21 protein-coding genes are annotated in these 23,138 nt (G+C 49.7%); 15 read left to right on the top strand and 6 right to left on the bottom strand.

What is annotated here, in order from left to right:
* Positions 1-31: 31 nt before the first annotated feature.
* The 11 genes from SYN6312_RS12000 to SYN6312_RS11950 all read left to right on the top strand — a co-directional run bounded on the left by SYN6312_RS12000 (position 32) and on the right by SYN6312_RS11950 (position 9,585).
* Positions 32-1,138 (top strand): GTP-binding protein, encoded by a 1,107-nt coding sequence (locus tag SYN6312_RS12000; RefSeq protein WP_015125154.1) that lies wholly within the window; start codon positions 32-34, stop codon positions 1,136-1,138.
* Positions 1,139-1,269: 131 nt separating this feature from the next.
* A complete protein-coding gene (locus SYN6312_RS11995; RefSeq protein WP_015125153.1) occupies positions 1,270-2,271 on the top strand; it encodes a GntR family transcriptional regulator in 1,002 nt (333 codons plus the stop codon).
* A gap of 938 nt (positions 2,272-3,209) precedes the next feature.
* Positions 3,210-3,728, top strand: coding sequence for a phycocyanin subunit beta (locus SYN6312_RS11990; protein ID WP_015125152.1), 519 nt, complete (start codon positions 3,210-3,212; stop codon positions 3,726-3,728).
* 79 nt (positions 3,729-3,807) lie between these two features.
* Complete coding sequence (cpcA, locus tag SYN6312_RS11985; protein WP_015125151.1) at positions 3,808-4,296, top strand: phycocyanin subunit alpha; 489 nt, start codon at positions 3,808-3,810, stop codon at positions 4,294-4,296.
* Between the two features lie 134 nt (positions 4,297-4,430).
* On the top strand, positions 4,431-5,294 hold the full coding sequence (locus SYN6312_RS11980) for a phycobilisome linker polypeptide (RefSeq protein ID WP_015125150.1): 864 nt from the start codon (positions 4,431-4,433) through the stop codon (positions 5,292-5,294).
* A gap of 47 nt (positions 5,295-5,341) precedes the next feature.
* Positions 5,342-5,581: a phycobilisome linker polypeptide gene (locus tag SYN6312_RS11975; protein ID WP_015125149.1), complete on the top strand. Its 240-nt coding sequence runs from the start codon at positions 5,342-5,344 to the stop codon at positions 5,579-5,581.
* Positions 5,582-5,593: 12 nt separating this feature from the next.
* Positions 5,594-6,472 (top strand): HEAT repeat domain-containing protein, encoded by an 879-nt coding sequence (locus SYN6312_RS11970; RefSeq protein WP_015125148.1) that lies wholly within the window; start codon positions 5,594-5,596, stop codon positions 6,470-6,472.
* A gap of 3 nt (positions 6,473-6,475) precedes the next feature.
* On the top strand, positions 6,476-7,153 hold the full coding sequence (locus SYN6312_RS11965; protein WP_015125147.1) for a HEAT repeat domain-containing protein: 678 nt from the start codon (positions 6,476-6,478) through the stop codon (positions 7,151-7,153).
* A gap of 57 nt (positions 7,154-7,210) precedes the next feature.
* Positions 7,211-8,044 carry a phycobilisome rod-core linker polypeptide gene (locus tag SYN6312_RS11960; protein ID WP_015125146.1) on the top strand — a complete coding sequence of 278 codons (834 nt, stop codon included), beginning with the start codon at positions 7,211-7,213 and terminating at the stop codon, positions 8,042-8,044.
* A 2-nt stretch (positions 8,045-8,046) separates the two neighbouring features.
* Positions 8,047-8,787 (top strand): phycobilisome rod-core linker polypeptide, encoded by a 741-nt coding sequence (locus tag SYN6312_RS11955; RefSeq protein ID WP_015125145.1) that lies wholly within the window; start codon positions 8,047-8,049, stop codon positions 8,785-8,787.
* A 42-nt stretch (positions 8,788-8,829) separates the two neighbouring features.
* Positions 8,830-9,585, top strand: a complete 756-nt coding sequence (locus tag SYN6312_RS11950) for a phycobilisome rod-core linker polypeptide (RefSeq protein ID WP_015125144.1) — start codon at positions 8,830-8,832, stop codon at positions 9,583-9,585.
* Between the two features lie 148 nt (positions 9,586-9,733).
* Here the strand turns inward: SYN6312_RS11950 and SYN6312_RS21035 are convergent, their stop codons facing one another.
* Together SYN6312_RS21035 and SYN6312_RS11945 are read right to left on the bottom strand one after the other, a co-directional pair.
* Positions 9,734-9,829, bottom strand: coding sequence for a hypothetical protein (locus tag SYN6312_RS21035; RefSeq protein ID WP_071880535.1), 96 nt, complete (start codon positions 9,827-9,829; stop codon positions 9,734-9,736).
* 65 nt (positions 9,830-9,894) lie between these two features.
* A complete protein-coding gene (locus SYN6312_RS11945; protein WP_015125142.1) occupies positions 9,895-11,238 on the bottom strand; it encodes a four-carbon acid sugar kinase family protein in 1,344 nt (447 codons plus the stop codon).
* A 178-nt stretch (positions 11,239-11,416) separates the two neighbouring features.
* On the opposite strand from SYN6312_RS11945, the gene SYN6312_RS11940 reads away from it, so the two are divergent.
* The 4 genes from SYN6312_RS11940 (at position 11,417) to SYN6312_RS11925 (ending at position 14,484) form a co-directional block, all read left to right on the top strand.
* Entirely contained in the window at positions 11,417-12,376 is a 960-nt protein-coding gene (locus tag SYN6312_RS11940) for a DUF362 domain-containing protein (RefSeq protein ID WP_015125141.1), read from the top strand.
* 686 nt (positions 12,377-13,062) lie between these two features.
* Positions 13,063-13,290 (top strand): NAD(P)H-quinone oxidoreductase subunit L, encoded by a 228-nt coding sequence (ndhL, locus tag SYN6312_RS11935; protein ID WP_015125140.1) that lies wholly within the window; start codon positions 13,063-13,065, stop codon positions 13,288-13,290.
* Position 13,291: 1 nt separating this feature from the next.
* The gene (locus tag SYN6312_RS11930) at positions 13,292-13,600 is read left to right on the top strand and encodes a DUF3007 family protein (protein WP_015125139.1); all 309 of its coding nucleotides are present in this window, start codon (positions 13,292-13,294) and stop codon (positions 13,598-13,600) included.
* Positions 13,601-13,791: 191 nt separating this feature from the next.
* A complete protein-coding gene (locus SYN6312_RS11925; protein WP_015125138.1) occupies positions 13,792-14,484 on the top strand; it encodes an HlyD family secretion protein in 693 nt (230 codons plus the stop codon).
* Here SYN6312_RS11925 and SYN6312_RS18370 read toward each other — a convergent pair.
* The 4 genes from SYN6312_RS18370 to argS all read right to left on the bottom strand — a co-directional run bounded on the left by SYN6312_RS18370 (position 14,397) and on the right by argS (position 23,126).
* On the bottom strand, positions 14,397-18,521 hold the full coding sequence (locus SYN6312_RS18370; RefSeq protein ID WP_015125137.1) for a PAS domain-containing protein: 4,125 nt from the start codon (positions 18,519-18,521) through the stop codon (positions 14,397-14,399). The genes SYN6312_RS11925 and SYN6312_RS18370 overlap by 88 nt on opposite strands.
* A 138-nt stretch (positions 18,522-18,659) precedes the next feature.
* Complete coding sequence (locus SYN6312_RS11915; protein WP_015125136.1) at positions 18,660-19,391, bottom strand: metallophosphoesterase; 732 nt, start codon at positions 19,389-19,391, stop codon at positions 18,660-18,662.
* A gap of 10 nt (positions 19,392-19,401) precedes the next feature.
* Positions 19,402-21,177 (bottom strand): DUF3370 domain-containing protein, encoded by a 1,776-nt coding sequence (locus SYN6312_RS11910; protein ID WP_015125135.1) that lies wholly within the window; start codon positions 21,175-21,177, stop codon positions 19,402-19,404.
* A gap of 191 nt (positions 21,178-21,368) precedes the next feature.
* Entirely contained in the window at positions 21,369-23,126 is a 1,758-nt protein-coding gene (argS, locus tag SYN6312_RS11905) for an arginine--tRNA ligase (RefSeq protein WP_015125134.1), read from the bottom strand.
* Between the last annotated feature and the right edge of the window lie 12 nt (positions 23,127-23,138).

The following is a 23,138-nucleotide window of genomic DNA, read 5'->3' as shown; positions in this document are numbered from 1 at the left end:
TACTCATTGTTACTGTCCGAGCTAACGCTATATGCCTATCTCCTCTACTGCTGTTCCTCCCGTCATGAATGTGCCTAAGCATGGATTGCCTGTGACGATCATTACTGGCTTTTTGGGCAGCGGCAAAACTACCCTCCTGAACCATATTCTGACGAACCAAGACGGTCTGAAAACGGCCGTGCTCGTCAATGAATTTGGGGAAATTGGGATTGATCAGGAGTTACTGGTTAAAACCGATGACGACATGGTGGAGTTAAACAATGGTTGCATCTGTTGCACAATTAATAATGATTTGGTCAATGCTGTTTATCGTGTCCTGGAGCGACCGGACAAGGTGGACTATTTGGTGGTAGAAACCACTGGCCTGGCGGATCCTCTCCCCGTTGCCTTGACCTTTTTGGGGACTGATCTACGGGACTTAACTCGCTTAGACTCCATTGTGACGGTTGTTGATGCCGAGAACTTCAGCCTGGACTTGTTTAACAGTGCCGCCGCCCAGAGTCAAATTGCCTATGGGGATGTGATTCTTCTCAATAAAACGGATTTGGTGCCAACTAGCCGTGTGGAAGAACTTGAACACCGTCTCCGTCAAACTCGCGCTGGGGCCAGAATTCTTCGCACAGTTAAATCACAAGTTGCGTTGCCGTTAATCCTGAGTGTGGGACTGTTTGAGAGTGATCGCTACTTCAACCTAAAATCCGAAGATGCTTACCCAGAACATCCCGATCACCATGAGCATCATGGCCCAGCCTGTGACGAAACCTGTACCCATAATCATGATCATCGCCACGGGCATCATCACCATGCCAATCATTTGGAGATGGATGGCTTCATTTCTGTTTCCTTTCAAAGTGAGCAACCATTCCTCATTCGCCAGTTCCAGAATTTCCTAGACAACCAAATGCCAGATGCGGTGTTCCGGGCCAAGGGGATTCTCTGGTTTGCAGAAAGTCAGCGCCGCCATGTTTTCCATCTGAGTGGGAAGCGGTTTACATTGGATGATGAAGAATGGACGGGTGCTCCGAAAAATCAATTGGTTTTAATCGGGCAAGGGCTTGATGAAGCAACCCTCAAGGCGCAACTCCAGGCCTGTGTTGCCCCAATTCCGTCAATGACTAAGGGCAAGGGATTTGCGTAAGTTTTGGGCCAATTATGCAGTCTTGGGCGGCAATTCATCGGCTAAAATTGTGATTTTATCGCTTTGGCATAGGCAGAAATCTCTAGCCGTAAGGATTCACTGAACAGTTTAGATAGCATGAGGGGCAAGCGGTGCAGTTTCACATTCAGCCAGAGAGTGAGATTCCGGCCTCCACCCAACTCTTTAACCAAATTAGTTTTGCGATTGCGGCGCGCCAGTTTCCCCCTGGATATCGACTGCCCAGTACCCGCCAGTTGGCCATGCAAACGGGCCTGCATCGCAATACCATTAGCAAAGTCTATGAACGCCTAGAGGCGGCAGGCCTGGTCAAGGCACAGGTGGGGTCAGGTATTTATGTCCGGGCCCTTGGTCAAGAGGATAGTATGCCGCGGCGGGCCCGCCCCACGGTAGTACCCGTTCATCGCCTTGTTCAAGATAGTTTAGATACCTTGCTGGGGATGGGCTACTCCTTAGGGCAGATTCGGGAATTATTCCTAGCGGAAATTGAAGCCCGGCAAAAAGCAGGAGTGCGGGTGATTGTGACGGTACCACAGCATGATCAGGGGGCAGGTGAGTTAATTACCCAGGAACTCCAGCAACTCCTACCTGTCCCTGTGGAGTTAATCTATCTCGAAGATATTGAAACACTTCTGCAGCCGGATAGTGCGGCGACCTTGGTGACTGTGCGTTACTTTGCCAGCATGACAGAAGCGATTGCCCGAGCCAAGGGGGTAAGGTTGTTTTTTATTGATATTTATAACTATCAACGGGAATTGGAGGTCATTCAAAAGTTGCCCCCTGGCTGTTGCTTGGGCCTGGTGAGCCTGAGTTCCGGAACCCTGGGGGTGGCGGAGGTGATGATCCACAGTTTGCGGGGGGACGATCTCCTCTTGGTCACTGCACAGGTAAACGATGCCTATAAACTCAATGCCTTAGTTCACCGGGCCCACACAATTATTAGCGACCGTGCCAGTTCCGATCATGTCAAAGCTACCATTGCCTCTGTCCGGGAAAACTTGATTCGCCCACCCCGCTTAATTTGCTGCGAGAGTTACATTGATATCAATTCCGTGGATATACTCAAGCGGGAATTGGGATTAACGGATTTTTTGCAGGAAATTAAGGCTTCGTAGCCCAGGCCTTGTGACTGCTGCGATTATGGACATTAGCCATTGCTCAGTCATCACCTGAGGGCTGATAAATTGCATTCCTGCGAGAAGTCTCTGAGCATATCTCATTCTAGATAAGGAAAGGATGCAGACTGTTCTGATTCATGAGAATCCTATGACCCCTGCTAGTCGGGCAGCTTTGCACTTGCATCCATCTAGTCCTAAATGTGTAAAGCCATAGGGTAAGACTCATCCCAGGAGCAGGCCCAAGTCTATAGCGATGAATTCAGTTCAGACAGTGTGTTGAGTGTCGCACCCTAAGGTGTAGATTTCTTCACCTCTTTGCCCTGCATGACCTCCTCAACTTTATTCAATGTTGGCAGGGAGTCGGTTAACCCTCGTTTGAACTAGACTTTTTATATTCCACAGATATAATTTCCTCATCATTTAGGCTTAGCCTCAACTCCGAGGGGATTCTCCATTGCAGTTTAGACACATAATCCCAGGATGAAGTTGAACTAAGTTTAAGAAAGAAAACATAACTTTATATAAAACAGCCATTTTCTCGGATTATTCAAGGCTGTGGCTGGGAAATGATTTAAATTTCTACGTAAGTTTTACGAATTGATAACTTCTGATAAAACTGATTCCCGCAGCATTGTATAAGAAATACCTGAAGGGTCTGTTGAACAGGCTGTCTTGAATCCCGAATTGGCCAGATGGCGAACATAGGGTACGCAATTATCTGACCGCAGCATAGATTGGAGTTTGAAGCATTTCAGCTTGATTTATCTTGGCGAGAAGAGTTTATTGCCCAGGCCTGGTTCCTTTTTAAAGTGTGGCGATTCCTGTGGATCAAACAGTTCTTTAAGAAACAAACCTTCTATACTGCTTCGGCAGTTGCCTTAACTCTCTATAAATTGCTCACGAAGTCCAGACTTCTTTTTAAGGAGATTTTATCCATGCTAGACGCATTTGCCAAAGTTGTGTCTCAGGCTGATGCCCGGGGTGAATTCCTCACCAGTGCCCAATTCGATGCCCTGTCCAACTTGGTGAAGGAAGGGAATAAGCGCTTGGATGTTGTTAACCGTATCACCAGCAACGCTTCCACGATTGTTGCCAATGCCGCTCGGAGCCTCTTTGCCGAACAACCTCAATTAATTCAGCCCGGTGGAAACGCCTATACCAACCGTCGTATGGCTGCCTGCTTACGCGACATGGAAATCATCTTGCGCTATGTCACCTACGCTACCCTGGCTGGCGACTCCAGTGTATTGGATGATCGGTGCTTAAACGGCCTGCGGGAAACCTACCAAGCTTTGGGCGTTCCTGGTTCTTCCGTTGCTACCGGTGTCTCTAAAATGAAGGATGCAGCAATTGCTGTAGCTAACGATCCCAACGGTATTGTCCCTGGCGATTGCAGCTCTTTGATCTCTGAAGTCGCTGGCTACTTTGATCGGGCTGCTGCTGCTGTAGCCTAGTCCCCTTGGATGACTACACCAAAATTTTCCTGACCGCTTTCTAAGACACGAAACTTATTAAGGGAGAAATCTCAAGACTATGAAGACCCCGATTACTGAAGCGATTGCCGCCGCTGATACCCAAGGTCGTTTTTTAAGCAACACTGAACTTCAGGCCGCTGATGGTCGGTTCAAACGGGCTGCTGCTAGCTTAGAAGCCGCTCGCGCCTTGACCAGCAATGCTCAAAGCTTGATTGATGGTGCTGCTTCTGCCGTGTATCAAAAGTTTCCTTACACCACCTCTTTGCAAGGATCTCAATACGCTTCAACTCCCGAAGGCAAAGCCAAATGTGCCCGGGATATCGGCTACTACCTGCGGATTGTTACCTACTCCTTAGTGGCTGGTGGAACTGGTCCTTTGGATGAGTACTTGGTGGCTGGTTTGGCTGAAATCAACAGCACCTTTGATCTGTCTCCTAGCTGGTATGTAGAAGCCCTCAAAAGCATCAAGGCCAGCCATGGTTTGAGCGGACAAGCTGCTGTCGAAGCCAATGCTTACCTTGACTATGCCATTAACGCCCTCAGCTAGTTCCTAAGTTCTAGTTCGGTTGTGCCCGGGGTGGTTAGCAGATGATTTTGGGGGTAACTCTAATCCTTTGTTGACTGCGCCGGGCCTGTTTTTAGTCCACCTGTCCACTTTGATCTTTAGCAGGAGAATGCGTCGTGGCAATTACCGCAGCAGCTTCTCGTCTGGGAACGTCCGCCTATAGCAATGCGGCCCCGGTTGAGTTACGGTCTAGCTGGAGTGATGATGATGTCGAGGCGGTTATCCAGGCCGTGTATCGTCAAGTTTTAGGCAATGATTATTTGATGCAGTCGGAGCGTTTGGCTTCTGCTGAATCTCTTTTGCGCAATGGCAAGATCACAGTACGGGAATTTGTCCGGGCTGTGGCCAAGTCAGAACTATATAAAAACAAGTTTCTCTATAACAGTTTCCAAACCCGAGTTATTGAACTCAACTACAAGCATTTGTTGGGGCGGCCTCCCTATGACGAATCAGAGGTGATCTATCACTTGGACTTGTATCAAGAGCAGGGATTTGATGCCGATATTGATTCCTATATTGATTCCCAAGAATATACCGACAACTTTGGGGATTCTGTGGTTCCCTACTATCGGGGGTTTGATGTCCAAACTGGTGGCCGCACAGTTGGCTTTACCCGGATGTTCCAACTTTATCGGGGCTATGCCAGTAGTGATAATTCCCAGGCCGGGGGAACCAGTTCTCGGTTAGCACGGGACTTGGCCAGCAATAATGCCTCCTCAATTGTGCCGCCCTCTAGCAGTGATGGGAGCTTTGCCTTCTATGCTGCTACCGATGATGTCCCGCCAAAAAACTGCTTAGGGGGTTCCTATGGTGAAAGCGGCCGGATTTATCGGTTAGAGGTTGCTGGTATTCGGGGGGCTGGCTATCCCAATGTTCGCCGCAGCAGCACCGCTTATCTTATCCCCTTTGAGCAACTGTTGCCGAAAATGCAGCAAATTCATCGCACCGGCGGGCGCATTGTCAGTGTTAATCCTGCTTAGGGTCAGAGTCTCCTCAATCTCAGTTCACCATTGTTGGGAGTTTTTACATGTTTGGTCAAACTGCTACCAGCAGCACCGCTAGCAGTCCTTCCTCTGGACGGGTTTTTCGTTATGAAGTCGTTGGGTTACGGCAGAATGAAGAAGCTGATAAACAAGGCTTCCCGATTCGCCGCAGTGGCAGCACCTTTGTCACGGTTCCCTATGGCCGGATGAATGAAGAAATGCAGCGGATTTCCCGATTGGGCGGCAAAATTGTCAGCATTACTCCTTTAGTTGCTGAGGGTTAGGACGGCTGGGTGATGACGGCTTCCCTCTTGTCCGATCCTGATCTCAATCCTCCCCAGGCCCCCGGTGGTGAGGCTGATTCTGCGACTATCTTTTTACAGATGGTGGCTCAATTGAGTCATGCGGATACAAGTCTGCGTTACTATGCGGCCTGGTGGGTGGGGAAGTTTGGTCGCCAAGCTCAAGTTTCTCCTGAGGCACGCTCACAAGCGGTTTCGGCGTTGATTGAGGCCTTGGCGGATCAAGCAGATCGGACAGAATTGGGCGGCTATCCGCTCCGACGAAATGCAGCTCGGGCCTTGGGTAAGCTTGGGGATTTGCGGGCTGTGAGTCCCTTGATTGATTGCCTGGCCTGTGAAGATTTCTATGTCCGGGAAGCAGCGGCCCAGGCCCTCGGTCAATTAAAAGACCGTCAAGGGATTGAACCGCTGATGGCCCTCTTGGAAGGTAGTGTGGCCGCAGCCCAAATGGTGCCCGGTCGCCCCCACTTAACTCAGCCCTATGAAGCGATCTTGGAAAGCCTTGGGCAACTGGAAGCCAATCAGTCTGTTCCCCTCATTCAGCCGTTTCTCACCCATTCCCTCGAGCGAGTCAAATTTGCCGCGGCCCGGGCCCTCTGCCAGCTTACTGGAGATGCCGCGGCGGCAGAACTGTTGATGCAAGCCCTGAATTCACCGGATGTCCAATTAAGACGTTCGGCCCTATTGGATTTGGGGGCAACCGGATATTTACCAGCCGCCAGTGCCATTGCCGGAGCAGCGGTAGAAAACAGCTTTAAGCTGATCGCGCTCCGGGGCCTAGTGCAGGGGGCGATGCGTGTTGTTGATTTGTCCCAGTCGGATTTTCCTCCTGAGCTAACTGAATTACTGATGTTGATGGATGGGTTGCTTTAAATTATGGCTACTGCAACATCCCTCCTCTCCCTAATCCAAGCGGTTGAACAAGCGGAAACCCCAGCAGGCTTAATCCAATCTGTGGAAGCTTTGGCTGCAACCGGCTCTCTGGAAGCGATTTCCCCACTAATGGCAGTCCTAGGCTATAACAATCCTGGGGCAGCCCTCGTGGCGATGAATGGCTTAGTGCGGTTGGGTCATGCCGCAGTTCAGCCCCTACTCACTGGCCTGGATGGCTACAACTATGGGGCGCGGGCCTATGCGATTCGGGCCTTGGCGATGATTGCCCATCCCGATGCCTTGGAGATTCTCCTGCAAGCCGCCCTCAGTGATTTTGCACCGAGTGTTCGGCGAGCTGCAACGAAGGGGTTAGGAGGCTTAGATTGGCGCTTAGTTGCTGATGCCCAAGTTCTATCTACCCAGGCCCGAGTAGTTGCGGCTTTGGAACAACTGGTTCTAGAGAGTGATTGGGCATTGCGCTATGCGGTTGTTGTCGCGGCGACTCATCTGTTACCCCAAGTTAGGGATGAGTCTTTGGGAGAGCGGCTTTTAACTTTGCTGCAAACCTTAGCCCAGTGTGATTCGGATGTAGCAGTACGGGCCCGGATACAGCTATTTGCCCGTTCTTCTCCCCTCGGAGAGTGTGACCCAATGTTGCCTGCTTTCAGTGCTGCCCCTTAACTTTCGGTGTTGCTTTAATTCCCTCAATTTATCGTTATCCAGCAAAGGAACAAACCTATGGCGTTGCCCCTCCTCCCCATCCGTCCCCGCACCCAAGACCAACGGGTTGCCAGTTATGAAGTGGCTGCGGATGATGATCCAGTCCGCTATCGGCTCACAGATGCCACCTCCAATACCGATGTGGATGCCTTAATCTGGGCGGCCTATCGGCAGATTTTTAGTGAGCATTTAATCCTGGAAAGCTATCGGCAAACTTTCTTGGAGTCCCAACTGCGGAACCGGGCCATTTCTGTGCAAGAGTTTATCCGGGGCCTGGGTAAATCCGAGGTTTATCGGCAATTGGTGGCAGATACCAATTCTAACTATCGTTTGGTGGATATTAGTTTCAAACGCTTTCTCGGTCGTCCCACCTATGATCAGGGGGAGCAAATTGCTTGGTCAATTATTGCTGCGACCAAAGGTCTCAATGGCTTAATTGATGCGATTGTGGACAGTGACGAATATCAAGAAAACTTTGGCAACGACATTGTCCCCTATCAACGGCGGCGGCGGATGACCCGTCCCTTTAACCTGGTAAATCCCCGCTATGGCGACTATTGGCGCAATCAAGAACTGAAAGTCAGTGGTCTGTCCTACTATCGTGTCCGGGACTACAGTGTTGGCCCCCTCGACAAGCGGGTCATTCGCCAGGCCATTCCCGGTAACTTTCTCTCCATGGCTCGCAGTGTTCTCACCCCAACCCAAGATACTCAACGCCATGTGGCTCGGGCCACCTCCAGTTTGGTAACAGTTCCCGATTCCACGGTCTCTGGCCGGACGGATCGGGTCGCCATTAAACCCTCTCCTACTGCGTTGCCTTACCGTTATCTCCCTCGTAACCCCCAGGTGTAATCATGTCTATTCCTTTACTTGCCTATAGCCCCAGTTCTCAGAATCAGCGGGTGCCTGGTTTTGAAGTAGCTAATGAAGATACGCCCCGGCTTTATTCCTTGGTGGATGCTCCCGAGGCTAGTGATCTCGATGAATTGATTTGGGCCGCCTATCGACAGGTGTTTAGTGAGCACGTTTTGTTGCAAAGCTATCGCCAGGGAAACCTAGAGTCACAATTGCGTAACCGGGCCATCTCTGTCCGCGACTTTATCCGGGGCCTGGCCAAGTCTGAAGTGTTTCGCCGTCTCGTGGTAGAAACTAATTCTAATTACCGTTTGGTGGAAGTGGGTCTAAAACGGATTTTAGGGCGGTCACCTTATAACAAGGATGAGGAACTGGCCTGGTCAATTCGGATTGCCACCGAAGGCTGGGATGGTTTTGTCGATGCGCTGGTGGACAGTGACGAATATACCCAAAACTTTGGTGACAACACGGTTCCTTATCAACGCCGCCGCTATCAGGATCGGCCCTTTAATTTAGTCACGCCTCGGTATGCCAACTATTGGCGCAATAAGCTGGAAGAGGAGCGGTATAAATGGGGCGATATCAAAAACTTTTTGGCTATGGCTCGCACCGTCCAAGTTGCGCCGCTCCGCTATAATTCTGTCAAGACGGACAATATTAAAATTCCAGATATGAGTCGGGATGGTTCTGGGAATGCCCTAGCCTCGATTAACTCGACCGCATCGTTTCCGTTACGTTGACCTTGACCGCTATAAATTTCTGCTTTTATTTGGGAGATCTGCATGAGTTTACCGCTATTGGCTTATAAACCGACCACCCAAAATCATCGGGTTGCCAGTTTTGGCCCTGCTGATTTAGATGAGGATACCCCTTACATTTATCGGATTGAGGACGCTGGCTCACCTGGGGAAATGCAACAGGTTATTTGGGCTGCCTACCGGCAAGTGTTTAGTGAGCATGCAACTCTCAAGTTTAATCGCCAAGTCACCCTGGAGTCTCAGGTGAGCAATCGGGCGATTTCAGTGCGGGACTTTATCCGGGGGCTAGCTAAATCTGAGCGGTTCTACAACACCGTCGTGGCCGTCAATGATAACTATCGCTTGGTGGATATTTGCCTGAAGCGCTTTTTGGGCCGGGCAGCCTACAACGAAGCCGAGAAGATTGCTTGGTCTATCAAGATTGGTACTCTGGGGTTTCATGGCTTTGTGGATGTGTTGATTGATTCTGAGGAATATACGGCGGCTTTTGGGGACTATACCGTTCCTTATCAACGGAAACGGATGGAAGGTCGGCCGTTTAATTTGGTGATGCCTCGCTACGGTTATGAATATCGGGATAAAGTGGGCACAACAACGACCGATTGGCGGTTTGCCCTTGAGCAATTCTATAGCCGCAAGTACGAAATGCGCCAACTTCGGGAAGGAGATCCCCGTAAATTCCGGAGTATGGCGAACGCAATTGCGCCTACACCCCGCTATGCCCAGCGGCTGTCTTCCTTTGAAATTGATTACATGAACAAGGTGCCGAAACGGAAATAATTTGGGCTGATCGAGCACTGATAATTTCCAAGAAGAGAGGGTTAACAATATGACTCTCTCTTTTTTATTGACTGGCTATCCCCCAGGCCCTGTTCAGTATCCTTTGACCATCGTTATTGAAGAAACATTAACGTTGCTACCATAGTTGTTAGTTATTGAAGGTTGTTAGCCAGGCCTGGAACTCTGAAATATCTTGCAACTCAAGCAATGTCTTACCCAGTGATTCTAACTTTTGAGCAGTCAAAGACCTAACTTACTCCTCAATGGCGGTTGGTGAGTTGCCTACAGTTTGACGACTTCTGGATCTTGTTAAGCAAGAGAAGGTGTTGCTGTAGAAAATCGCTGATAAATAGTTGCTAGTGCCTGTTGATCGCCGACATTGCCAGGGAATAAGACCACGGGGAGCTTGGGGAATTTGGGATGATCAGCGGGGGTTTGTATCACAGAACAACCTGGCAAAATTTGTCCGAGGAGGCGAGCCGTGGGCAGGTTCAGACCCTTGCTTAAGACATCATTGGAGGTAATTCCCCCTTTGCTAATCAGGAAGCTAATGTCTGTTGGTAAGGCCTGGACAATATCCATCAAGAGTTGGGAAACAACCAGGCCAAAGGCGAGGCGAGTCGCGGTATCTGGAAAGCTCAATTCTTGACGGCTCGTGTAAATAACTGGAGTCAGATGAGCTTGAAAGGCCTCATAAATTTTAGTCAGGGTCGTTTCTAATAGGGTTGGGGCGGCGGCTTGATTGCTGGCCAGGGGAGCAATATCCAGTTCGATGCCAACCAGGCCCGGTTCTTTCAACAGTGCCATTAACTGTTCAGTTGTTTTGCGGACATGGGAACCGACAATAATCGCCCCAGGCCGGTTGTTACGCCGTAGTTGCCCCATCTCAGCAGCGGGAATTGGTTGAGGAGGGAGCTGGGCCAGGCCTGTGAGTAAACTTGCCGCACTGCGAAAGAGAAAGCGTTTACCCGTGGCCGCAACAGCCAAACTATCTTGGGCAAATTGATTCATCTGGGCCTGGTTAACCGCATCTACCACCACACATTGATTGCCATGGAGGGCTTGGAGTTGGGCCTGGACACCCTGTTGAATATCAGCTTCTAAAAACCGTGCCACCTGATCTGCTGGGATTCTACCCTGAGTTTTTTCCGCTACATAATCGGGTAAATAGCTATGGTGATAGGCAAACACTGAGTCTTGGGCAAATTCTGTTTCATGAACTGGGGTGGGAACGCCATTGATGATCAGGTAATGGATACTGTCTTGTGTGAAGCGGCCCCCTTCAAAAAAGGCTGGCACTAGAAAATGAGCATCAAAGGGGCCAAGGATTGCCGCAATGGCATCGGTTTCAATCGGGTAGTGGCCCCGCAGAGTAGAGTCCGACCGACTAACCACGAGAAAATCGCTAATTCCAGTTTCGACTAAGGCTATTTTCAGAGTTTGGCAGACTTCGGTGGTAATAGTTTGGGCCTGGTCAGGGGGTAGGGCGCGGGTATTGGTCAAAATAAAGAAAATTGGCGCAGCATCTTCCAGTCCCAGGCGCAAGGTCTCAGGATCCCAGCGAGTTAATAACAGGCAACTGTGAACGGTTTGGGAGCCAGTCGGGTCGTCATCAAGAACAATAATTTTGGGTTGGGCGGGGGCCAGGGTCACGGTATCGGCTCCTTAGGTGGGAGAAGCAATACCCTATTCTCTAATTTTTCTGGCTCTGAATCGTGTCAAAATTCATTGCTTTCCACCTAGCCAATCAATTCAATTCATAGGGAATCCAGGCTGGGAAAAATTGGCAGGAGTCGGTACAGTAAAGTCAGTCAAAATCGGGGATGTGGCAATGACCGTGATTAGTCTACTCCAACAAACAAATTATGACTATCAGGAGTTAGCAGCCAAGTTAACAGAATTATTAGCCCCCTTAGGTGGCCTGGCCGCAATCGTCAAACCAGGGGATCGGGTTCTTTTGAAGCCTAACCTCTTAACTGGAGCCAGACCCACGAAAGAATGTGTTACCCGTCCTGAAATTGTCTATTGTTTAACGCGGATGATCCGGGCTGTGGGTGGTGAGCCGTTTTTAGGAGATGGCCCCGCCTTTGGGACAGCTTTAGGAGTAGCGCGGGCCAACGGCTATTTACCGGTGATTCAAGACCTACAGTTGCCCGTGATTGAATTTCATGGGGAGCGATACGAAACTATTAGCCAAGAATTTAATCACCTCCGCCTTTCTAAGGAAGCGATGGCCGCCGATGTAATCATTAACCTGCCCAAAGTTAAATCCCATGTTCAACTGACTCTGACAATGGGAGTGAAAAACCTGTTTGGTTGTGTACCGGGAAAAATGAAGGCCTGGTGGCACATGGAAGCGGGCAAAGACCGAGATCGGTTTGGACGGATGTTAGTGGAAACTGCCAGGGCGATTCAGCCGGATTTAACGATTATGGATGGGATTATTGGCCATGAAGGGAACGGCCCCAGTGGTGGCGAACCCCGTCCCCTCAATCTTTTAGGAGCTTCTACCAATGTTTTTGCTCTTGACCAAGCCATTGCCACCATTCTCCAGGCCGACTTTAACCAAGTCCCCACCCTCAAGGCCACCGCAGAACTGGGCCTGGCCGTGGATTTAGCGCAAGTGGAATTTCCCCTCCTCAAGCCCCAAGACTTGCAAATTGATGATTGGCAATTTCCGGCCCAACTAGTTCCGATTGATTTTGGCGCGCCTCGGGTTTTGAAATCTACCTTTAAGCATTTATACGTGCGCTGGATCAAAGAACCCCTCTCAACCTACGGCCGGGTTTAAGGCCAGGTGGAGGCTTTGCTTTGGTCAGTATACCCAGTTGATGGACTCCCTTGGCGCCAAGGAGATAATGACAGACTGTTGTTATGACGGCACTAAGTTTGTTAAGGATGTCAAATAATTTGTTAATGCACAAGGATTTGCAGACATTCTCAGACTGTCTCAGATTATTGATTTATGGGGGCGGAGGGACTTGAACCCTCACGACTTATAAGGTCAACGGATTTTCATTCTCCTGCTGCTTTCACAGCCACCCGCAAGTGTTGAGAATTGGACTCTCTCTTTACCCCCTTTGACGAATCATGGTTGGGTAGCTCCCGTCGAGTCTCTGCACCTTCCGCTCCCGTGATGAAAAACGGCTTGGCTCAGGATTGCCCTATCTCAAATGCCTAAAATATGCATCAGACTTAGGTTTCCCTGAATTTGAGAGCATTCACTTAGCAAGTTTCCCCACTAAGGCTCAAATTTCTTAAGTCCGCAGCGTCTACCATTCCGCCACGCCCCCTTAAGTAAGCCTTATCATACCGCAGGCCAGGGAGCTATGGGGATAGAATAATTAAATTTTGGAACAACCTGATTAAAAATCCTCATCGGCTCCATTACCACGACTAAGATTGAACCCAGGCCAGCAATCTCTTAAGATGTCTATATTTCTAATGCCACATATGCACTGACCGGGGAACATATCAATGAGCACAATAGATTTGGCAGTGGTCGCAACCTACGGGGGCCTGGCCGGGGCTTATCTCTTAGTCCTGCCTTTTTTGACCTACCTCTATCTCCAAAAACGGTGGTATGTGGCTAGCTCTTTTGAGCGGGGGTTCATGTACTTTTTGGTGATGTTCTTTTTTCCCGGCATGATTGTTTTAGCGCCCTTTTTGAACATTCGCCCCCAACCGCGGACGTTGGAGTCTTAGAGTGCGGCGAATTGATGCCATTGCCCTAGGTCTGGCTGCTGTAATTATGGGGGCAGTCATCTATGGAGTTTTGCAACTGTTTGGTTTGGATGCCCAGACCGCCGGAGTTTGGAGTCAGGCCATCTTTGTCATCGGCTTATTGGCCTGGTTATCAACCTATTTTTTTCGGGTTTTTACCAAGCAAATGACCTATAACCAACAGCTTAAAGACTACGAAGATGCTGTCCTGGAAAAACGGCTGGAGTCCTTGACCCCAGAGGAGTTAGCCCGACTTCAAGCCGAGATAGAGGCCGATTCCCCCCATGATTGACCGCAACTCTCAGCTCAGTTTTTCGCATTTCATCAGACAAAATAGGTTACAACATCCTAACTGCAAGCTAAAATCAGGGCATCCCATCTGGGGTTGACTAGGAATCAGTTTGTCTAGACAGGCAGATTTCCGGTATTTGTCCTCATCCAGGCCTGGGAATCATGGTGTAGGAGATGGATTAGGGGTTACGGATGTTACAACGTCATTGGTTCGCCTCGCTAGTGGTGGGTGGTACTTTACTAACAGGCCTGGGAAGTTGCGCGAGTGAACAAGCTGGGGCTCCCCCTCCTCCTACAGTCAAAGTTGCTACCGTCCAAGCGGGGATGTTAGTTGATACTGGAACCTATAACACCCAACTCCAATCTCGCCGAGCCATCAACCTCAGCCCGCAAGTCTCTGGACGGATTGCCCAGATTTTGGTTCGTTCGGGGATGAATGTACCCCAAGGTGCACCGCTGATTCAAATCGATCCCTCGGAACAATCAGCCGCCGTTGCCAGTCAGTTTGCGGCCCTCCAAGCAGCCCAGGCCACCGTTGAAACCTCTCGTTCTGAATTGCGCGCCTTAGAAGCTCAACGTCGATCTGACTTGGCTACCCTAGAATTTAATCGTCTCCAGGCCGAGCGCTACACGGCTCTTTTTGAGCAGGGGGCTGTTTCTAAGGAGCAAGCCCAATCCTTCATCTTGGCCTATCGCACCGCCCAGGCCACCCTCCAATCTACAGATGCGGACATTCGGGCCCAACAAGCCACCATTATTGAAAATGAAAAGGTTTTACAACAGGCCCGGGCCAATACTCAACAACAGGCCGTCCTCCTGAACTGGTACACCGTCAATGCCCCTTTTGCGGGCAACTCGGCAATGACATCCATTTCTAAGCTCTGACCTAAACTCAGCATGGCTTGGATAATGTCACCACTGGCCTGGGAGGGGATGGGGGCTTCAAAATCCCAGAGGGGATAAATATCTGGGTCTAAGCGCAACACAAAGGAGCGATCAATTTTCAAGGCTTGAATGGGCAACTGATGAAGCCGACTAAGGGAGGAGTAACCTGTCCCGAAATCATCAATATTCAAAAACACGCCTAAGTCTTGCAGTTGCCGAGCAACCCGAACAACCACGTCTAGGCTGGTCATCATGGCGGTTTCAGTAATTTCTAAATGGAGATATTTGGGGGGCAGATCATAGGTTTCGAGAATGTCAGCCACATCATTGACAAGATTGCTTTGGAGAAATTGTTGTGGGGCTAAATTGACGCTCAGTTTTGGGATATTTCCCGGCCCCAAGGTTTGATACCACTGACTGAAATGGGCTACGGCGGTTTTTAAGACCCATTGTCCGAGGGGTAAGATGAGGCCCGTCTCTTCGGCTAAGGGAATAAATTCACTTGGGGAAATGACCCCCCGCCGCGGATGAAACCAACGACAGAGGGCTTCCAGGCCAATGACATGACGACTACTCAGGTCAACAATGGGTTGATAGTAAATTTGCAGAGGTGTGGCAGTTAGCTCTTTGGCAAGTTCACTCTCCGTCAAAAGGAGCGGATCACGGGTCTGGGCTGTGAGAATAGCACTGCGGAGTTCACTTTCTAAGCTCAGAGTAAAGCGAGCTTCCAGGTGCATTTCTGGAGTAAAGGTCAAACATTGATGTCGCCCCCGCCGCTTGGCCTGGTACATGGCAATATCGGCATCCCGGAGTAACTCATCAGGTTGACTGTAGGCTTCTGAACTCCAGGCCACGCCAATACTCAAGGTGAGTTTGATCAGATTGTCATAGATTGTGATGGGTTGTTCCGCTGTTTGCTGGAGTCGCCCAATCAAATGGTCTAAGTCTATCCCAGGATTAATGTCTTCAGCCAAGAGGACAAATTCATCCCCACTGAGACGGGCGAGGGTGTCTGTGGCCCTGAGGACGACTTGTAAACGTTCAGCTAAGGTCATGAGGATTTGATCGCCGGCCTGGTGTCCCAAACTATCGTTAATCCGCTTAAACCGATCCACATCAATAAACAGCAACACAAAGGGGCAATCGGGATGGCGGCGGTAACGGTTCCAGGCCTGGTTGAGACGCTCTAACAACAAGACTCGATTGGGCAGGCCAGTGAGGGAATCATAGAGAGCATCATGGATGAGTTGAAACTCAACTTTTTTGCGGCGAGTAATTTCACGGCCAAGGCACTGATATTCACGTAATTGATTCGCGCTGTCATAGAGGGCGCGCATTGTCCACTCATACCAGGCCTGGTCGCCACTGGGTAAATCCACAGCACATTCAATCGAACTCACGGGATGGGCTGGAGTTAGAGCCGCCAGTTGTTGGGCAAATCGAGCTGTTTCCACTTCATTAAAAGGATGGCGCACGGCCTGGTCAAAATAACACTGATCAGCTTTGATTTCCCCAGGTTCGATGAGGTGGAGATAGCGACAAAACGCAGCATTAGCAAAGGTTAAAATCCCATCCGAGCTACAGCGATAAATGAGTTCGGTTTGATCCTCAACAATGGCCCGATAGCGCGCTTCCTGTTCTTTTAAGGCCGTTACTAATTTGGCGCGACTGACAGCAATCCCCACTTGGGTAGCCAATTGCTTTAATAGGTTGACTTCATCCTCCTGCCAGGCCCGCGGCTGTTGACAGTGCTGAGCAATCAAGAGACCCAATAACTGATCTTGATAAATAATCGGTACAACAAGGTTGGCCTGGACTTGAAATTGGGCTAAAAACTCCACATAACAGGGATTCATATCCGAGTCGTGGATGTTCATGACCTGGGAAATCCGTCCCAAGCGATAAGGCCCGACCTGGGAGGCCCCAAAACAGGGATCGTAAATGATTTGGTTGAGCAAGGCATAATCAGGATTATCGACCGCCTCAGCGACAATTTTCCCAGACCAATCGGGGAGGAACTGATAGACAATGACCCGATTCACATCCAGGAATTGGCGCACCTCATCCACGGTTGTTTGGAGAATTTTGGGCACTTCTAAGGACTCGCGTACCTGAATACTCAAACGTAACAGTAATTCAGTTAGGTCACTTTGGCGTTGACGTTCGGCTTCCCGTTTTTTCTGGGCCGTGACATCCTGTAAGTAAATCGAGAAGCCCCCTGGAGTTGGGTAAATATTGGCCAAAAACCAGGTTTGGGTATAGGGGCAAAAATATTCCACTTTTTGGGGCTGATGGTTACCCTGGGCTTGCTCAATGGCCTGGAAAAAAGCCGTATGCTCCAGGTCTGGAAATACCTCCCAAGGGGTATGACCCAGCAATTGCGCCCGCGTTAGGCCTGTTCTGCGCTCAAAGTTACGATTGATATAGGTGAGCATTCCCTGCTGATCAACAGAAATAAAGGCATCCGTTGTACTCTCTAAAACAGAGCTTAATTCCTGATTGACCTCGGCTAATTTTGCTTCGGCAATGCGGCGATTGGTAACATCTTGAAAATAAACGGCTAACCCAGAATCAACCGGATAGGCCTTGACATAAAACCACCGCCCCAGCCCTGGATAAAACTCTTCCACCTCAATCGGAACCTGTTCGACCAAAGCTTGCTTAAATTTCAATTCAAAGGGGGTTCCAACCGCATCACTAAAAAGTTCCCACAGGTTATGACCAATCAGTTGCTCTTTCCCTAAGCCAACCGTCTCTTCAAATTTGGAGTTGCAGTAGGTAATTAGCCAGTCCGAGTTAAGATTAAAAAACCCATCGGTCGTACTCTCTAAAACCGTAGTCAGGCGATTATTGGTTTCCGCAAGTTGCAGTTCGGCTAACTTCTGCTCGGTGACATTCTGAAAATAGATGGAAAGCCCTTGCTCTGTGGGATAAGCTCTAACGGCGTACCAATGTTGGGTTCCGGGGTAAAATTCTTCAAACTGGACGGGTAGGTTCTCTCTGAAGGCCCTACTGTATTCCGACTCGAATAAGGTTCCTCGGGCATCGGGAAATAGTTCCCAAAAATTCTTTCCGAGTATGTTTTGACGTTTTGTCTTCAGTGTCTGTTCAAAGTTGTGATTAACATAAGTAATTGACCAATCTTGATCAACGCTGAAGAAGCCATCCGTCGTGCTTTCTAAAACATTAGTCACGGCCGCATAGGCTTCCTCTAATTTAATGCGGGTTTCCTTGCGCTCCGTAATATCTTTTTTGACATCAAAACAGCCTCGAATCCAGCCCCGTTCATCATAAAGACAAACAAAGTTACAATCTACCCACATCCAAGTGTTATCTAAGCGTTGTAAATGCAGTTCTGTTTGAAATCGTCCAAGATGAAACAAAGCTTTTAATAATTGCCGCCCCTGATCTAAATCTTTTCGGAACATATCTCCAAAGCAGAGTCCCAACAGTCGTTCCCGGCCAGCCCGATACATGGTACAGGTAGCATCATTAACTTTTGTAATTCTCAGGTTAAACAGGGCATATTCAATCGCTGCTTCACGATTTGGTTCATCCTGCCAATTCAGGGGCCTGGGTAATAGCTTAATAAAACAGGCATCTAATGATTGGCTAAAAAACGTTTCTAATAATTGTTCATTTGTACTGAGTTGTTTTTCTACCAAGCGGCGTTGGGTAATATCTCGAGATGTAGTGACAATCAGGAGAACATTCCCGGCTTCATCCAGAATTGGCCGAGTTAAGGTTTCTAGCCAAATGTATCCCCCAGATTTTTTCCGCATCCGGTAGGTAATATGAACATTTGTAACGCCCTGCAACGCCAAAGCATGGGGGCCGGAGCGAATTGCCTCAACATCATCGGGATGAAAGAGAAAGTAGGGGGTACTACCCACTAACTCCGCGGGGTCATAGCCTAACAAATCCTGACAGGAAGGGGTTAGATAAAGATAGCTGCCATCAGGTTCATGCACACAGATTAAGTCATCGGTATGGAGGGCGATCAGTTGTGCAAAATCAGCTATTAAATCATTGAACATTAAGACAAATTAACCTTTGGTCGGTTTTAATTAAATTGTTATTTCTTAATTATTTCATGAGTATAGTTAAAGACTTTTGGTTTAGTCTAGGATTGGCAAAATTTCTACATAGAGGATGAATCCGTTAGTCACAAAAAACTAGCGGCGGCTGCCAAGGGCATCCATATCAATCGGGGCAATAATCTCTCGCAAGGGTAGGCAACGGGTTTCGCCACTAAAGACATGACATTGATAAATCTGTTGTTCAGTCCAATCTAGGGCCGTTAACCAACCACTCCGACGATGATAGGCTCCGGTATCAATATCAATCCAGCCAGCACCAGCAGCCACCTGACCTGGGGCAATACCTGGGAGCGTAAAGGTAATCGTATGACCCACAACAATTACTTTTTCTGGAAAATAAGGCTCTTGACTGGCATGAAACTCCCGCCGTACCCAGCAAAATTGGTAATGACCTTGCACATCCAGGGGAAGATGGGGATCCACACCAGCATGCACGAGCCAAACATCCCCGAGATCTAGGTAGAGGGGGAGTTCTGCCATCCAGGCCAGGTGTGACTCCAATTGGGCATTACTGCGATAGCTACTCAGAGTTTCTTCCCCACCACAGGATGACCAGGCCAGCAGGCTACTCGGATCACTATCATGGGACAGGGCTGCTAGCATCATGTCTTCATGGTTGCCCAATAAGCAGGCATAGCCCCGACTTTTCACTAATTCCACCACCGCCGAACTATTGGGGCCGCGATCAACTAAGTCTCCTAAGAAATAGATTTCATCCGCCGGCTCTGGAGCAATGAACGCTAGAAGGTTGGTGAGACCCAAATAGTGTCCGTGGACATCACCAATGAAAATTCTGCGGGGTTCCATTACTAAACAATTATTGGGGAGAAGGAGCTAGGGATGTGAGAGGGTCTCGGGACGGCGCCTTGACGGTATTCTCATAATTGACATTGGGGAGTGTATTAACCGTTAAGACCTGGGGCGGGGTCGCATCCGGCGGATAGAGAAAATCAACCTGGGCCATCCGAGTTTCCCCAGGCCGTAAGTTTAAGACCGCCAAGGAATCACCTAACTGTCCCCGCCGTTGAACTAAATGGACAAACCGCACCTGCTCTTGACCGAGATCATCCAGATAGACCACCCGCACGGTGCCCCGGAAAAAGACCTGTGGGGCTGGTGGATTCATGAACTGGAGACCATTAGGATTAAAGTCATCCTTGAGGGGGGTTTGCAGGGTCAAGTTCACAGATCGAGTTTGCTGAGTCGGGTTGTGGAGAGGAATGGTAACGCTGTAATGGACTCCATAGTTACCGTGGGAGTAGTAGGCTGTATCGGGATACCGCACTAACATTGGCGCACTTTGGATTTGTCCAGTTCCCAAGGTGCCCCGCTGGAGGGTACTAATTCCATAAGAGATGGCCTGGCCGGGGTTGGGAATTTGTAGATAGTTGCGCCCATCGTCCGTCAGTTTTGCTAACCATTGAGACCCTCGACTGACCCCCGCAACTCGGCCGTAGAAAAAGCGAGCCCCATAGGTTTGAGTCGGAGGCGTGGGGGTAATATCCCGCGGACTCACAAGCCGACCGTGGTAGAGCATCCCTTGCCACTCTTCTAGGGTGGGGGCGCGCTCACTCCCATCGGGGTTGGTGCGGGCATACATCGCCATATGGGCTAAATAAAGGGGGCCGTCACTGTCCAGATACATCAACGTGGTGCGGCCGTTGGAGGATGAAACGGAGCCAAAGGGACTTGTATCTGCAATTAACGGGGTTTTGGGATCTACATAACCTTGATCGTTGACTCTAAACTCCTGTTGCGCTCGCCATGCTGCTGCCCGGGGGTTGCTCTTAGGTAAGGGCAAAATCAAATTGGTGAGCATCCGGCTTTCCCCCGGCGGGATGATAACTTGGGTTGGCCAGAAGGTTTGGCGCACTCCCCGGAGAATTTGATTTGTGGCCCGACTGCCTGGCCCCGAGAAGACATAACCAATCGGGTTATCAGCAATGGCTGGCAGCGAGCGGAAGGGCGCATCAGGAGTGCTTAAAAAGCTGGCAGCCTGGAGATAGCGAACCGTAATGGTTTGACTGGTGGGATTAGTGGCTAGCAGGCCCAGGTATAGGGACGGGACATAGGCCGCTGAATTGGATTGGGTGACATGGTGGGCAAAGACATCGAATCGCCCTTGCAAGGGATAGTTTAAGTGGGCCCGGGGATCTGTTTTGCCTTGATTCGGAAATGTTGACAGCAGTATTCCTTCACTACGAACCATTTCTGGGCTGTTACTGTTAAACACCGGCACATCATCAAGTTGTCCGGGCAACGGCCGTACCTGTTGGGGAATAAAGGCAATCCCATTGGGAATTGAGGGAACGGCCGGGACTGGGACTGAAGGGGCCGGTAAGGGGGCGACAACTGGAGGGACGACAATGGGAGAGTCAGGGCGATTGATCGAGTTAGAGGTCAGGGTTGTCGGCAGTGGGGCGGGATTAGGCTGAACAAACTGAGCGACAGGGCTAGGGCTAGTGGCTGTTGAGCGGGTAGGGGTAGGGGTGACAGAAAGGCGTGGGGCCGGGAACTGCTGACGCTCCAGGCCAGGAATTTGCTGAGGAGGTAAGTTGGGCGTGGTCTGGGCCAAAACAACAGGAAGAAACATAACCTAACCATTCAATCTACGGCAGCAAAATCACCAAATCCTCACCCCCCAATCATGGGGGAGAATTTAGCTTCCAAAAGTATAGCCTAGGACTTCCCATTCTAAATTTTTATTTTGCATCAAATCACCGCGACCACCGTAAGTCAAGATTCTGTTACTCGGCCCTGCGACTCTCGATGGCCATACCTGATTTACATCCGGTCGATAATTTTTAGTTCCAGTAAACCTAGTCCCAGTTTTAAGGTTTGGGCCGTCAGTTGACAGAGGGCAAGACGGGAGGTGCGCTCTGGTTCAGGGGAATTTAGGACAGGACACCGATCATAGAACTGGTTAAATTTTTGACTCAATTCAAACAGATATTGACAGAGGCGATTGGGCAGGAGTTCCTGGGTGACCAGACTCAAAATATCGGCAAATTGCAACAAATGCTTGGCTAAGGCTAACTCGGTGTCATCGCCTAGACAAAGTTCTAGATGGGGGGCCAGTGTCGCGAAATTAATCTCTCCTTTACGGATAATGCCTTGGATACGGACATAGGCATAGATGAGATAAGGGGCCGTGTTGCCTTGGAGCGAGAGCATTTTGTCAAAGCTGAAGACATAATTGCTGTTCCGGTTTTGGCTGAGGTCGGCATACTTCACAGCCCCCAGGCCAATCACCTGGGCCACCTCTTCAATAAAGTCTGGAGATTCCTGGCGACCTTCAATGTCCAGCCGAGAGCGCAAATCCGTTTTGGCCCGCTCAATGGCTTCATCTAAGAGTTCCTGGAGGCGAATCGTATCCCCGGAACGAGTTTTTAGGCGTTTTCCCTCGGCCCCTAGGACCAGGCCAAAGGGAATATGTTCAACCTTGACCGTTGGTGGTAGCCACCCAGCCCGCCGCGCCACTTGAAATACTTGGGCAAAATGGGTGGACTGGCCAGCATCAGTGACATAAATCAACCACTGGGCCTGGTCTTGAGTGACACGGTAACGAATCGCCGCTAAATCCGTTGTCGCATAGTTAAAGCCCCCATCAGACTTTTGAATAATCAGGGGTTGGGGATCGCCCTCCTTATTGGTGAAGCCTTCCAGAAATACACATTGGGCCCCTTGATCTTCTACCAGCAGGCCTTGGGTTTTCAGGTCAGCCACGACACTGGCCAAAAGCGGGTTATAGAAGGACTCGCCCCGCTCCGTCAGGCGAATATCCAAAAGATCATAGATTTTCTGAAACTCCCGGCGGGATTGCTGACAGAGTAACTCCCAGGCCTGGCGACTGGTGGTATCTCCTTGTTGTAACTTGACCACTTCTTCCCGGGCGGCGATTTGAAAAGCGGGTTCTAGATCAAAGCGTTGCTTGGCCTGTTTATAAAAAGAGACTAAATCACCCAAGTCCAATGCATCAGGAGTGGTTAAGGCATCAGGATAGGCGGTGCGTAAATGGGTAATCAACATCCCAAACTGTGTGCCCCAATCCCCCACATGGTTCAGCCGCAAAACATCATGCCCCTGGAATTCGAGAATCCGGGCAATGGCATCCCCAATAATGGTGGAGCGCAGATGGCCAACGTGCATTTCTTTGGCAATATTTGGGCTAGAAAAATCCACTACCACTTTTAACGGAGAGATAACTGGCGCAACACCTAACCGCTGATCCCCTAATTTCGGGGTGATTTCTCTGGCTAGATAGCTCGGCAGCAGACGCAAATTAATAAATCCTGGCCCGGCAATTTCCGGTGGCTCACAAATATCTGCAAGGTCTAGTTTTTCGATCAGCGATTGGGCCAGGGCCCGCGGATTTTGTTTAACAGCCTTGCCCAAGACCAAACAAACATTGGATTGATAATCCCCAAACTGAGGTTGACTTGCGGGGCCAACGACAACATCCGGTAAGGCCACCTGATCCCCTAAAACATCAACCAAGGCGATCCGAAATCGTGACTGAAGCTGTTGCAGAGGAGTTGTCATCTTTAACTATGC

It is taken from the genome of Synechococcus sp. PCC 6312, assembly GCF_000316685.1.
In the GTDB taxonomy this organism is placed as follows: Bacteria; Cyanobacteriota; Cyanobacteriia; order Thermosynechococcales; family Thermosynechococcaceae; genus Pseudocalidococcus.
The sequence above is the reverse complement of the archived record's forward strand: the minus strand, read 5'-3'. Positions and strand labels throughout refer to the sequence as shown.